10 protein-coding genes and 1 tRNA gene are annotated in these 13806 nt (G+C 67.0%); 1 reads left to right on the plus strand and 10 read right to left on the minus strand.

All coding sequences use genetic code 11. From position 1 onward, the window contains the following. Positions 1 to 19 precede the first annotated feature (19 nt). Together pnp and rpsO are read right to left on the minus strand one after the other, a co-directional pair. Positions 20 to 2107 (minus strand): polyribonucleotide nucleotidyltransferase, encoded by a 2088-nt coding sequence (pnp, locus tag F620_RS0100370; protein ID WP_019569072.1) that lies wholly within the window; start codon positions 2105 to 2107, stop codon positions 20 to 22. 160 nt (positions 2108 to 2267) lie between these two features. Then, positions 2268 to 2537, minus strand: coding sequence for a 30S ribosomal protein S15 (gene rpsO / locus F620_RS0100375; protein WP_018869942.1), 270 nt, complete (start codon positions 2535 to 2537; stop codon positions 2268 to 2270). Between the two features lie 172 nt (positions 2538 to 2709). On the opposite strand from rpsO, the gene F620_RS0100380 reads away from it, so the two are divergent. Then, on the plus strand, positions 2710 to 5334 hold the full coding sequence (locus tag F620_RS0100380; RefSeq protein ID WP_019569073.1) for an EAL domain-containing protein: 2625 nt from the start codon (positions 2710 to 2712) through the stop codon (positions 5332 to 5334). A gap of 18 nt (positions 5335 to 5352) precedes the next feature. Here the strand turns inward: F620_RS0100380 and truB are convergent, their stop codons facing one another. The 8 genes from truB to nuoN form a co-directional block, all read right to left on the minus strand. Beyond that, positions 5353 to 6312, minus strand: a complete 960-nt coding sequence (gene truB / locus F620_RS0100385; protein ID WP_019021186.1) for a tRNA pseudouridine(55) synthase TruB — start codon at positions 6310 to 6312, stop codon at positions 5353 to 5355. 11 nt (positions 6313 to 6323) lie between these two features. Continuing rightward, complete coding sequence (rbfA, locus tag F620_RS0100390; RefSeq protein ID WP_019569074.1) at positions 6324 to 6776, minus strand: 30S ribosome-binding factor RbfA; 453 nt, start codon at positions 6774 to 6776, stop codon at positions 6324 to 6326. Beyond that, complete coding sequence (gene infB, locus F620_RS0100395; RefSeq protein ID WP_026331264.1) at positions 6776 to 9607, minus strand: translation initiation factor IF-2; 2832 nt, start codon at positions 9605 to 9607, stop codon at positions 6776 to 6778. Before infB ends, rbfA begins: the two co-directional genes overlap by 1 nt. A 66-nt stretch (positions 9608 to 9673) precedes the next feature. After that, complete coding sequence (gene nusA / locus F620_RS0100400; protein ID WP_019569076.1) at positions 9674 to 11167, minus strand: transcription termination factor NusA; 1494 nt, start codon at positions 11165 to 11167, stop codon at positions 9674 to 9676. A 48-nt stretch (positions 11168 to 11215) separates the two neighbouring features. After that, positions 11216 to 11686 (minus strand): ribosome maturation factor RimP, encoded by a 471-nt coding sequence (rimP, locus tag F620_RS0100405; protein WP_018869948.1) that lies wholly within the window; start codon positions 11684 to 11686, stop codon positions 11216 to 11218. 174 nt (positions 11687 to 11860) lie between these two features. Beyond that, positions 11861 to 11937, minus strand: a tRNA-Met gene (locus F620_RS0100410). Positions 11938 to 11992: 55 nt separating this feature from the next. Continuing rightward, the gene (locus F620_RS0100415) at positions 11993 to 12337 is read right to left on the minus strand and encodes a DUF2818 family protein (RefSeq protein WP_018869949.1); all 345 of its coding nucleotides are present in this window, start codon (positions 12335 to 12337) and stop codon (positions 11993 to 11995) included. An 18-nt stretch (positions 12338 to 12355) separates the two neighbouring features. Beyond that, a complete protein-coding gene (gene nuoN / locus F620_RS0100420) occupies positions 12356 to 13804 on the minus strand; it encodes an NADH-quinone oxidoreductase subunit NuoN (protein ID WP_019569077.1) in 1449 nt (482 codons plus the stop codon). Positions 13805 to 13806: the final 2 nt, after the last annotated feature.

The following is a 13806-nucleotide window of genomic DNA, read 5'->3' on the forward strand; positions in this document are numbered from 1 at the left end:
CGAACCCGCCGCCCCGTCCTCAGGCGTCTTCTTCGACCGCCTTCATGCTCAGACGGATGCGGCCCTGCTTGTCGACCTCCAGCACCCGCACGGTGACCGAGTCGCCCTCGGACAGGAAGTCGCTGACGTTCTCCACGCGCTCGTCGGAGATCTGCGAGATATGCACCAGACCGTCGCGGCCGGGCAGAATCGAGACAAAAGCGCCGAAGTCCATGATCTTGGCGACCTTGCCGGTGTACTGACGCCCCACCTCGATGTCGGCGGTCAACTCCTCGATGCGGCGCTTCGCCTCGTTGCCGGCGGCGGCATCGGTGGAAGCGATCTTGACCGTGCCGTCGTCACCGATGTCGATGGTGGTGCCGGTCTCCTCGGTCAGGGTACGGATGGTCGCGCCGCCCTTGCCGATCACGTCGCGGATCTTGTCCGGGTTGATCTTCAGGGTGATGAAGCGCGGCGCGTGCTCCGACATCTCCTGGCGATGGGTGTCCAGCTCCCGGTTCATGCAGCCCAGGATGTGCAACCGGCCTTCGCGCGCCTGCTCCAGCGCCTGTTCCATGATCTCACGGGTGATCCCGTCGATCTTGATGTCCATCTGCAGCGCGGTTACGCCGCCCGAGGTCCCGGCGACCTTGAAGTCCATGTCGCCCAGATGATCCTCGTCGCCGAGGATATCGGAGAGCACGGCGAAGCGGTCGTCTTCCTTGATCAGGCCCATCGCGATGCCCGCGACCGGGGCCTTCAGCGGCACGCCGGCGTCCATCAGCGCCAGCGAGGTGCCGCACACCGAGGCCATGGAACTGGAACCGTTCGACTCGGTGATTTCGGAGACCACACGCACCACGTAGGGGAAGTCCTCGTCGTTCGGCATCACCGCGGCCACGCCGCGCTTGGCCAGCCGGCCGTGGCCGATCTCGCGGCGCTTGGGCGAGCCGACGAAACCGGTCTCCCCGGTGCAGTACGGCGGGAAGTTGTAATGCAGCATGAAGCGGTCGCGACGCTCGCCCTCGATCGCGTCGATCACCTGGGCGTCGCGGTCCGTGCCCAGGGTGGCCACCACCATCGCCTGGGTCTCGCCCCGGGTGAACAGCGCGGAGCCATGGGCCCGCGGCAGGATGCCGGTCTTCACGTCGATCGAGCGCACGGTCTTCGTGTCGCGGCCGTCGATGCGCGGGTGGCCGTCGAGGATGCGGTCACGCACGAGGCGGTATTCCAGATCATGCAGCGCGCTCTTCACGGCGTCGGCATCGGGGCCGGAACCGTCGTCGCTCACCAGGGATTCGACCAGGCGGCTGCGCAGTTCGCTCAGGCGCTGGCTGCGGGTCTGCTTGTCGGCGATCTGGTAGATCTCGGTCAGCTCGTCGCGCGCGGCCGCGGCCACGCGCTCTTCCACCGAGGCCTCGCTCTCCGGCGCCTGCCAGTCCCAGGCGGGTTCCCCCGCCTCGGCCGCCAGTTCGTTGATCGCGCGGATCGCGGCCTGCATCTGTTCGTGGCCGTACATCACCGCGCCCAGCATGGTTTCCTCGGACAGCTCGCTGGCCTCCGACTCCACCATCAGGACCGCGTTCTCGGTCCCCGCCACGACCAGGTTCAGCTCGGATTCCTCCAGCGCGCTGAAGCTCGGATTCAACTGATATTCGCCGGCGCGGTAGCCGACGCGGGCGGCGCCGATGGGGCCGCCAAAGGGGACACCCGAGAGTGCCAGCGCCGCGGAAGCACCGATCATCGCGGGGATGTCGGGATCCACTTCGGGATTGATCGAGACCACCGTTGCGATGACCTGGGTTTCGTTCTTGAAGCCTTCGGGAAACAGCGGACGAATCGGACGGTCGATCAGGCGCGAGGTCAGGGTTTCCTTCTCGCTCGGGCGCCCTTCGCGCTTGAAGAACCCGCCCGGGATCTTGCCCGCGGCGTAGGTCCGTTCCTGGTAGTTGACGGTCAGGGGGAAGAAGTCGCGCCCCGGGTCGGCCTCCTTGCGGGCGACCACAGTGACCAGGACCACGGTCTCGGCCATGTTGACCAGCACCGCGCCGCTGGCCTGGCGGGCAATGTCTCCGGTTTCGAGCGTTACGGTGTGATTTCCGTACTGGAACGACTTCTTGTATGACACGTTATTTCCCGTTTTCCCTTTGATTCCCGATGGGCCCGCCGACCGGACGCCTTGCTGCAGCGGACGGCGGGCCCCGTAAAGTTCTGGCCGCAATCGATGCCCCGAACAGGGGCCCAAACAAACGGGCCCGCACCGGTGGCGCGGGCCCGAGGGGCGGGGCCTAGCGGCGCAGGCCCAGTTCCTTCACGATCGACTGATAGCGTTCGACGTCCTTGCGCTTGAGATAGGACAGCAGCTTGCGACGCTGGCTGACCATCTTCAGCAGGCCACGCCGGGAGTGGTGATCCTGCTTGTGCTTGTCGAAATGGCCCATCAGATGCTGGATGCGCGCCGTCAGGAGTGCAATCTGCACCTCGGGCGATCCGGTATCGTTGGCATCGCGCTTGTGCTTCTCGACGATGGCCGACTTCTCTTCGGTAGTGAGCGACATGTAAGGCTGACTCCTGATTCCTGAACCGTCTGTCTGAGTGGCCAGTGGCGCTGGCGAACAGGCGCGTATGTTAGCACGCGCTCAAGCAGCGTGAACAGCGAACGGGCCGACGGCCGCCGCGCGGGGGATTCTGGTATATTGTGAACTTCATCACTCCCCGACAGGGACGGTCATGACCACGCAGGAAACCCGCCGGCTCCAGGCCCGCATCCTGCTGCTGGCACTGGCGGTGCTGCTGCTGGGCCTGATCGCGGCCAGCCTTACCGCCCATGCCTATTATCAGCAGGCGCGCGACCGCGCGGATCTGGCGCAGCAGGCCGCGCTGCAGCATCACGGCCAGGCGGTGGCGCAGTATTTCGACCGCCTGGAGGACATCGCGTGGCAGGTCGCCAGCCGCAGCCGCATCCGCGACGAACTGGCCGCCTACAATCGCGGCGCGACCGATCTCGAAGACCTGCAGGACTTCGGTCACGACAAACTGGAAGATGCCCTGCGCCCCTCCGGCGCGGCCGGCATCATCCGCCTGGATGCGGAAGGCCGCCAGGTACTGGCGGTGGGCGACGCCAACCCGGACCCGATCTACTGGCCGGACATCGACCCGGCAATGCGCGAAACCCGCATGCGGGACCACTGGGAGGGCCGGGCCTGGATCATGATCGCGGTGCCGATCCTCTCGCGCGAGGACGAATGGCTGGGCGCCGACATCCTGGTGTTCCCCGCCGAGGCCATGGTCGGCGTGCTGGAGTCCGCCGCCGAGGGCGGCAAGGCCGCCTGGCTGGAGGGCCCGCAGGGAGTGGTGCTGCGGGTGGACGACATCACCTGGAGCCTGATGCCGACCGGCGCCGGGAACCCGGTGGCCCCGGCACTGCAGCAGGCCCGCGGAGGATCGCAGGCCCTGCAGCGCACGGACGGCGAGGTGGTCTTTGCGGTGCCGGTACGCCCGGGCTGGGGGCTGTCGATGGCCGTACCGGAGGAGGAACTCTACGCCGGCATGATGGCCCACCTGGCGCTGCCGGTCGGACTGGTCCTGGGCATGGCATTGCTGTCGGGACTGGGGCTGATCGGCGTGATCCGGCCGCTGTCACGCCAGGTGGTGGCGCAGTCCGAGGCCCTGGAGCGCGCGTCCGAGGAGCAGGAGGATCTGCTGGAGTACGCCAGCGGCTTCGTCTATCGCTTCGACCGCTCGGGTCGGGCGCGCTACATCTCGCCCGGCGTGGAGCGGGTCCTCGGCCGCAGCATGGACCGCCTGCCGGAGACCACCCTGCGCGCGCTGGTCGAACCCTTCCTGCCCTATCTCGAGGGCACCGCGGTGCCGATCGACGGCGGCAGCGACGCCGACCTGCCTCCGGCACGCGCCGAGGTCACCGACGTTTCCGGCGAACGGGTGGTCCTGGAGCTCAACGCGCGGGTCCGCTATGACGGCGACCGGGTGGTGGACATCTTCGGCGTCGCCCGCGACGTGACCAGCCGCGAAGAAGCCCGGCGCCGGGTCAGTCATCTGGCCAACTACGATCCGCTCACCGACCTGCCCAACCGCACCCAGCTCGACCAGCGCCTGGCGCGCGCGATTGAACGCTGCCGACTCCACGACGAGCGCCTGGCGGTACTGTTCGTCGACCTGGACGGCTTCAAGTACGTGAACGACAGTCTGGGCCATCATCGCGGAGACGAGCTCCTGGAAGCGGTCGCCCGGCGCCTGCTGGGCGCCATCGACCGGCACTCCACCATTGCGCGCCATGGCGGCGACGAATTCGTGGTGCTGACCGAACACATCGCCACCGCGGAGGACGCCGCCAGCGTCGCACACGAGCTGCTGCGTGCACTGGAGTCGCCGTTCCACGTCGCCGGTCAGGAGCTGTTCATCGGCGCCAGCATCGGCATCAGCCTGTTCCCCGACGACGCCGCAACCCCGGACATGCTGATCCGCAACGCGGACTCGGCGATGTACCGCGCCAAGGCACGCGGGCGCAACAACGTGCAGCTCTACACCGCCGACCTCACCGACGCCAGCCAGCGCCGGCTGGCGATCGAGGCCGGGCTGCGACGAGCCATCGAGGGCGACGAGCTGGAGGTCGTGTTCCAGCCGCAGTGGGACCTGCCCGGCGAGAGCCTGGCCGGTGCCGAAGCCCTGGTCCGCTGGCGCCATCCGGAGTTCGGCATGATCAGCCCGGCGGAATTCATCCCGGTGGCGGAAGAAAACGGCACCATCGGTCTGCTTGGCCGCTGGGTGCTGCGCGAAGCGGTACGCCGGGCGCGCGAATGGGGACCGGCGCGTCTGGGCCGGATCGGGGTCAATGTTTCCGGCCACCAGGTGCTGTTCGGCGACATCGTCACGGACGTGCGGTCGGTGCTCGCCGAGACCGGGCTGGCCCCCCACAGGCTCGAGCTGGAGATCACCGAGGGCTTCGTCATGGACCACGCCGAGCGCGGCATCGCCACCCTGGAGGAACTGCGGTCAATGGGCGTACAGCTGGCGATCGACGACTTCGGTACCGGCTATTCGTCGCTCAGCTATCTCAAGCGCCTGCCGGTGCAACGGCTGAAGGTGGATGCCTCGTTCGTGCAGGGGGCGGACTGCGACCCCGCCGATGCCGCCCTCACCGCGTCCATCATCGCCATGGGTCACAAGCTGGGGCTGACGGTCATCGCCGAGGGCGTCGAGACCGCCACCCAGCGCGACCTGATCATTCGGGAGGGCTGCAACGAGGCCCAGGGGTATCTCCTCGCGCGGCCGATGTCGGCGGAGAAGCTGGCCGCGCTGATCGCGGACCCGGTGCCCGCGTATCGCCGCGAATGAGGTCGGTTGCAGCGGGCCTCAGCCGGTGACGAACAGACGCCGCGGGCGAATCGTGCCGTCCCCGGCCTCCAGCCCCACGCCGAGAAATTCGCCTGCGGGCCCGTGCAGGCGTACCAGGACCCCGCCCGCTTCCGGTTCGTCCGCAGCCGGCGAGACACCCGCGATGCGCTCGCTCACCGCTTCCGCTCCCGCCGGATTCCCGTGGCGCAGTGCCGCCGCTCCGGCGGCACCCAGATGGAGCTGCGGCCAGCCGGACAGGGCGGCCTCCGGCGGCAGCAGACAGGCCTCGATCGCCGCTGCACCGCCCTCCTCGAAACGCTGCTCCAGGGCTTCCAGGGTCCACATGGCGTCGGCCGCGAAGGCCCCGTGGCCGGTGCGCCGCAGCTCTTCAACCGCCGCACCGCAGCCGAGGGCTTCCCCGATATCGGTCACCAGCGACCGGATATAGGTGCCCTTGCTGCAATGCACCTCCAGCCGCAGGCGATCATCCGCCAGCCGTTCGATATTCAGCGAATGGATCCGCACCGGCCGCGGCGGACGGTCCACTTCCACCCCTTCGCGCGCCAGCTCGTACAGCCGCCGGCCGTCCTTCTTCAGGGCCGAGACCATCGGGGGAACCTGCTCCAGATCGCCGGTGAAACCGCGTTCCAGCCGCGCCAGATCCTCGTCCGTGATCGCGGGAACCGGGGACTCGGCAAGGATTTCTCCGTCCATGTCCGCCGAGTCGGTCTCCACACCCAGCCGCGCGACAGCCACATAACGCTTGTCCGCGTCCAGCAGCCAGCCGGACACCTTGGTCGCCTGCCCGAAACACAGTGGAAGAAGCCCGGTCGCCCGTGGATCCAGGGCGCCGGTATGGCCCGCCTTGCGCGCCCCGAGGAGGTATTTCACCCGACCCAGCGCCTGGTTCGAACTGAGCCCCTGCGGCTTGTCGAGCAGCAGGATGCCGTCGACGTTGCGCCCCTTCCTGCGCGCCACGGGGAGTCGGTTTACCGGTCCTGCGGGACGTCGGGATCACCGGAGGCATCCGGGTCCCCGCCGCCTTCCGCTCCGGCCTCCGCATCACTGTCGCCGTGCCGCTCGCGATCCTCCGCCAGCGCCTGACTGATCAGCGAAGACATGCGCGCGCCGCGTTCGGGCGTGTCATCGTAGATGAACCGCAGTTGCGGGATGCTGCGCATGCGAATCCGGCTGCCCAGCGCCCGACGCAGGAAGCCGGCCGCGCTGTTGAGGCCCTGCTGCGCCTCGCGGCCACCCTCCTCGCCGCCCAGCCGGGTAAAATACACCCGGGCGTGGGCCAGGTCCTTCGAGACCTCCACCCCCGAGATGGTCACCATGCCGACCCGCGGGTCCTTCACCTCGACACGCACCAGCTCGGCGAGCTCGCGCTGGATCTGCTCGCCGACCCGATCACTACGCTGAAAGTCGCGGGGTCCGGGCATTACAGCGACCGCTGGACCTCGACGCGCTGGAAGACCTCGATCTGGTCTCCGGCCTTCACGTCGTTGTAGTTCTTCACCGCGATACCGCATTCGGTACCGGCCCGGACCTCGTTCACGTCGTCCTTGAAGCGGCGCAGGCTTTCCAGCTCGCCCTCGTACACCACCACGTTGTCACGCAGCACGCGGATCGGGTTGCCCCGCTTGACCGAACCCTCGACCACCAGGCAGCCGGCCACCTGGCCGAAGCCCGAGGCCTTGAACACCTCGCGCACCTCGGCCAGGCCCACGATTTCCTCGCGGGTCTCGGGCGCCAGCAGCCCGGACAGGGCCTGCTTCACGTCCTCGATGGCCTCGTAGATGACCGAGTAGTAGCGGACGTCGATCCCGTTTTCCTGCGCCACCCGCTTGGCGCCGGCATCGGCGCGCACGTTGAACGCGATCACGATGGCGTCCGAGGCCGTCGCCAGGTTGATGTCCGACTCGGAAATCCCGCCGACCCCGGTGGAGATCACCTTGACCCGGACCTCTTCGTTGGACAGCTTGACCAGCGATTCGCGCAACGCCTCGGCGGATCCCTGCACGTCGGCCTTGATCAGGATGTTGACCGTGCCGACGTCGCCTTCCTGCATCTGGTTGAAGATGTTTTCCAGCTTGGCCGCCTGCTGCGCCGCCAGCTTGCGCTCGCGCTGCTTCGCATCCCGATATTCGGCCGCTTCGCGGGCGGTCTTCTCGTCCGCGACCACCAGCATCTCGTCGCCGGCCTCGGGCACGCCTGACAGACCGAGGATCTCGACCGGCATCGACGGCCCGACTTCCTTCACCGCCGTGCCGGTATCGTCGAACATCGCCCGCACGCGGCCGTATTCCTTGCCGGTCAGCACGATGTCGCCGTGGTTCAGGCTGCCGGACTGCACCAGCACCGTGGCCACCGGGCCGCGGCCCTTGTCCAGCCGCGATTCGATTACCACACCGCGCGCCGGCCCCTCGTCCGGGGCCATCAGCTCCATCAGCTCCGCCTGCAGACCCAGGCCTTCCAGCAGCTCGTCGATGCCCTCCCCGGAATGCGCCGAGACCCGGATGAACTGGGTGTCGCCACCCCATTCCTCGGGGATCACCTCGTGCTGCGCGAGATCGTTGATCACCCGGTCGGCATCCGCCTCGGGCTTGTCGATCTTGTTGACCGCCACGACCATCGGCACACCGGCCGCCTTGGCGTGGTTGATGGCTTCAAGGGTCTGCGGCATCACGCCGTCATCCGCCGCCACCACCAGGATCACGATGTCCGTGGACTGCGCACCGCGCGCCCGCATCGCCGTAAACGCCGCATGCCCCGGGGTATCCAGGAAGGTCACCCCGTCATGCCCGTTCTCGACGTGGTAGGCACCGATGTGCTGGGTGATCCCGCCGGCTTCGCCGGAGGCCACGCGCGTCTTGCGAATATGGTCCAGCAGCGAGGTCTTGCCGTGGTCGACGTGGCCCATCACGGTCACCACCGGCGGACGCGCCTTGGGTTCGCCGGTCTGCTCCTGGGCCACCTCGATCTGGTCCTCGATCGTCTCTTCCTTGGCCGGCACCGCGGTATGGCCCATCTCCTCGACCACCAGCATCGCCGTTTCCTGATCGATGGACTGGTTGATGGTGGCCATCACGCCCATGCCCATCAGGGTCTTGATCAGTTGCGGTGCCTTGATCGCCATCGCCTGCGCCAGATCGGCCACGGTGATGGTCTCCGGCACTTCCACCTCGCGCACCACCGGTGCGGTCGGCTTGGCGAAGCCGTGCTTGCCGGCCACGGCCTGGGCCGCCTGCGACTGACCGGCACCCTTGCCCTTGTCACCCTTCTTGCGCCGACCGCGACGGTCGCCGGCGACATGCAGTTCCTTGCGGTCGTCCTTGCGGCCACCCTTGCGGCCCTTGCCGGACTTGGCGGGTTCCGCCGGCGCCGCGGCGGGCGCCGGTGCCTGGCGCTGCTGCGCGGCCTCGCGTTCCAGGCGCGCCTGTTCTTCCTTCTCGCGCTTCGCCTCCTGCTTCTCCTGCTCTTCCTGCTTGCGCTTCTGGCGCTCCTCGCGTTCGACCTCTTCCTGCTTGCGCGCCTCGACGGCCTTGCGCTGAGCTTCCCGCTCGGCTTCCAGCTGCATGGCCAGTTGCTGCGTACGGCTCAGCGGCTTCTTCGGAGCGGCCGGCGATTCTTCCGCGGCGGCGGCCGGTTCCTCGTCCGCCTCTTCCGCCTCGGATGACTCCGGTGCCTCGGCTGCGGCCGACTCCGCCGCTTCGGGCTCTTCTTCGACGTCCGCCGGTTCCTCCGCCGCGGCCTCGTCGGCCGCCGGTTCAGGTTCCGGTTCCGGCGTCTCGGCCACCACCGGCTCATCCGCCGGTGCTTCCGCCTCCGGCGCCTCGCCGGCTGCGGCCTCCTCGACTTCCGGGGTCACCGGCGATTCTGCATCGGGACGGGTCTCTTCCGGTGCCGCAGCGGCTTCGGATTCCACACCCTCGGCCGCCTCGGGGCGATCCTCCGGCGCCGGTGTTGCATCCGCCGGCTTGCGCTTGAGGGTGCGCTTCTTGCGCACCTCCACGTTAACCGTCTTGGTCTTGCCCTGGCCCGAGCTGACCTTCAGCGTCTGCGCCTGGGAACGCCGCCGCAGCGTCACACGGTCGCTCGACCCGCCCGCGGAACTCTGGCGCAGATGGTCCAGCAGCTGGCGCTTCTCGGCATCGGTGATGGGCGCCTCGGGCCCGGCCACCTCGACGCCCGCCTCCTTGAGCTGCTCCAGGAGACGATCGACGGGCTTGCCCACCGATTCCGCGAATTGCTGCACTGTCATTTGCGCCATGGCGCTACCTCCATTCCAGATTCTGTTCCGGCGTGCCGCTGCCCGACCACCGCCGCTGCGTCGCGGTCATTCCCCGGTTTCGAACCAGGGAGCGCGCGCGGTCATGATCAACCCGGACGCCTCCTGCTCGGAGATGCCCAGCATTTCCACCACATCATCGGCCGCCTGCTCGGCGAGATCCTCCATGGTGCACACGCCGCTCGCCGCCAGCCGATTGGCCAGAGCCACGGTCATGCCGTCCATGTTCAGCAGATCCTCGGCCGGCTCGCCACCGCCGCCGTCCTGCGCCGCGATCGCCCGCGTCAGCAGTGCATCGCTCGCCCGGTTGCGCAGTTCCGCGACCACGTCTTCGTCGAATTCCTCGATCGACAGAAGCTCCGCTTCTTCGACGTAGGCGACCTCGTCCAGGGTACTGAAGCCTTCCTGCACCAGGATCCCGGCCACTTCCTCGTCGACGTCCAGCGCCTCCATGAAGTAGGTCACCAGCTGCCGGGCCTCGGCCTCGCTCTTCTCCTCGGCCTGCTCCTCGGTCATCACGTTGAGCTCCCAGCCGGTCAGCTGCGAGGCCAGGCGAATGTTCTGCCCCCCGCGCCCGATCGCCAGGGAAAGCTTGTCCTCGGCCACCGCGATGTCCATCGACTGTTTCTCTTCGTCGACCACGATCGAGAGGACCTCCGCCGGTGACATCGCGTTGATCACGAACTGCGCCGGATTCTCGTCCCACACGATGATGTCGATGCGTTCGCCCGCGAGCTCGTTGGAGACCGACTGCACGCGCGAACCGCGCATGCCCACGCAGGCCCCCACCGGATCCAGCCGCGGGTCATTCGAGCGCACCGCGATCTTCGCCCGCATGCCCGGATCGCGGGCCGCCCCGAGGATGTCGATGATCTCCTGCCCCACCTCCGGGACCTCGAGCTTGAACAGCTCGATCAGGAATTCCGGCGCGGTCCGGCTGAGGATCAGCTGCGGTCCGCGGGCATCCGGCCGAATCTCCTTGAGATAACCGCGCAGGCGGTCATTGGTGCGTACCGTCTCGCGCGGGATCATGTGCTCGCGCGGGACCAGGGCCTCGGCGTTGTTGCCCAGATCCACGTAGGTCCCGTTGCGGTCGGTACGCTTGACGATCCCCATCACCAGCGAACCGACCCGGTCCTCGTACTCCTCGACCACCTTCTGCCGCTCGGCATCGCGCACCTTCTGCACGATCACCTGCTTGGCGGTCTGCGCGGCGATGCGACCGAAATCCACGGCCTCGACCGGTTCCTCGATCACCTCGCCGACCTGAATCTCCGGGTATTTCTGCTGCGCGTAGGACAGCAGCATCTGATAGTCGGGAGACTCGAACTCGGGATCCTCGTCGTCCACCACCGTCCAGCGGCGATAGGCCTCGTAATCGCCGCTTTCGCGGTCGATGCTCACGCGCACATCCATGCGCCCACCGTGATACTTGCGCGTGGCCATCGCCAGGGCCGATTCCAGGGCCTCGAAGATAACGCCCTTCTCGACGCCCTTCTCGTTGGAAACGGCGTCGACGACCAGCAGGATCTCCTTGTTCATGTCATGCCTCTTCGCAGCCTCGACAGTCGCCTGTCGACATCAGGTTGTTCATGATTGCGTCCCCGGGTCTTCTTCCAGCACGCGCGCATTGTGAATCGCGGCCAGCGGCAGCTCATAGGCCGTGCCATCGACCGCCACCTCGATCATGGTGTCGTCCGCGGACAGCAGCTGCCCGCGGTAGTTCCGCCGCCCGTGTTCCGGCCAGGTCAGACGTACCTTGACCGCACGACCGACGTAATCGCGGAACTGATCGGGAGTAAACAGGGGACGTTCGATGCCCGGACTGGACACCTCGAGCGTGTAGTCCGCGCGGATCGGCTCTTCCACATCGAGGACCGCGCTGACCTGCTCGCTGACGCGCGCACAGTCATCCACGGACACGCCGGTCGAACGATCAATATAGATGCGCAGCATCTGCGGCTTCGAACCCGCATGGTGTTCGATACCCCAGAGTTCACAACCCTGGCCTTCGACCACGGGTCCCAGTAGCGCCTTCAGTTGTTCAACCTGCTCGGACAAATGTCTGTCGACCTCGATTCCACTGCACCGGTGCACGGAGCCCGGAAACAAAAAAAGGGCGTTGAACGCCCCTTTACACCTTCCGTCATGGAAACAGGCTGCAGCTCGAAGCCTGTCGGCGCGCGGGAGCGCGGCCCCAAGAAAAAGGCCCCGCGAAGGGGCCCTTTCGAAAACTGGTAGCGGGGGCAGGATTTGAACCTGCGACCTTCGGGTTATGAGCCCGACGAGCTGCCAGACTGCTCCACCCCGCATCCGAGAAAACGTACTCTACCAAGCCGCGGGCCGGCTTGCAAGCCCCGATCGCAATCAGCGCGAACGGCGCGCCCGCTGACGCAGATGCGGGCGAAGATCATGCCGCCAGATGAACCCGGGGATCGCGAACACCGCAAACATCGACAGCCCGATCACGTAGAACTCCCAGCCCTGGGCATGAACACTGCCCGTCGCCTGATGCTCGAGACCCTTGCCGATCAGCCCCACCAGCAGGAACAGCACCAGCCATTCGAACACCCGGGTCCAGCCTCCCTTGCTCCCGCTCGCCGGGAGGAACATCAGTGCGATGCGATCGGTCAGCCACGGCAGGTTGGCAGCCACGAAGGCAAACGCCACAAACCCCCAGACCAGGACTTCAAACGGGACCAGTTGATTCAAGACATCCTCCGGGTCGGATCAGCCAGCGATGGCGTAGTGGGTAACGGACAGCAGAAGGCCCGGAAAAATTCCCAGCAACAGCACCGCCAGTCCGTTGATGCTCAGCGCCGTGGCCAGCGCGCCCGACGGCTGCACCGGTTCGCTGGCTTCCTCCTTCGGTTCGTCGAAGAACATGATCTTCACCACCCGCAGGTAATAGAACGCCCCGATGATGCTGAAGATCACCGCCAGCACACCCAGCCAGACCAGGCCCGCACCCACGGCCGCCTGAATCACGGCCAGCTTGGCATAGAAACCGACGGTCGGCGGAACCCCGGCCATGGAGAACAGCAGCAGGAGCATGATGAACGCGAACCACGGGTTGCGTTTCGCCAGCCCGGCGAAGTCGTCCAGGCGATCGGCCTCGTAACCCCGGCGCGACAGGAACACGATCATGCCGAACCCGCCGGCCGCCGTGAGTGCATACACGATCACGTAGAACATCGCCGAGGCGTAGCCCGAATCGGTCCCCGCGAGGATCCCCATGAACAGGAACCCGACATGCGCGATGGTCGAATACGCGAACATGCGCTTGATGCTGGTCTGCGCGATCGCAATCACGTTGCCCACCGCCAGCGACAGCACGGTCAGGATGATGAGCATGCCCTGCCAGTCCGCGTGCATCGGTCCCATGCCCTCGACCAGCAGCCGCATCAGGAATGCGAAGGCCGCGATCTTCGGCGCAGTCGCGATGAACAGCGTCACCGCCGTCGGCGCCCCGTCATAGACGTCGGGCACCCACATGTGGAACGGCACCGCCCCCAGCTTGAACGCGATCGCCACCACCAGGAACACCAGACCGAACACCAGCGGGACGTTCAGGGCCTCGTCGGCCGTCGTCAGTTCGGAGGCGATCACCGCGATATCCAGCGAGCCGGTCATGCCGTAGATCATGGACATGCCGTACAACAGCAGCCCGGACGCCAGCGCCCCCAGCACGAAGTACTTCATCGCGGCTTCGCTGGCCCGGGTGTTGTCGCGCCAGAACGCCACCAGCGCATACGAGGACAGCGACAGCAGTTCCAGGCCCAGGTACAGGGTCAGCAGATTATGCCCCGAGATCATGATCATCATCCCCAGGACCGCGAACAGCCCGAGGATGTAGAACTCCCCCTTGTGGATGTCGCGCGCCATCAGATACGGCCGCGAGTAGAGGAAGACGAAGAAGCTCGTAACGTACACCGCCAGTTTCAGCACGTCGCTCATCGGGTCCTTGATGAAGCTGTCGCTGAAGGTCAGCACCACTTCCGGACCGGCCAGCCACAGCGTCAGCACCGCGGCTCCCGCGAGCGTCGCCTGCACCAGGCCGTAGGTGATGTCGCGGCGCGAATCCGGCAGGAACGCATCCAGTATCAGGATGAAGCACGCCATCCCGAGGACGAACATCTCGGGAACGGCGGGCAGAAAGGCAGGAATCTCGAAATTCATGT

It is taken from the genome of Thioalkalivibrio sp. ALE11 (assembly GCF_000381205.1).
Classification (GTDB): Bacteria; Pseudomonadota; Gammaproteobacteria; order Ectothiorhodospirales; family Ectothiorhodospiraceae; genus Thioalkalivibrio.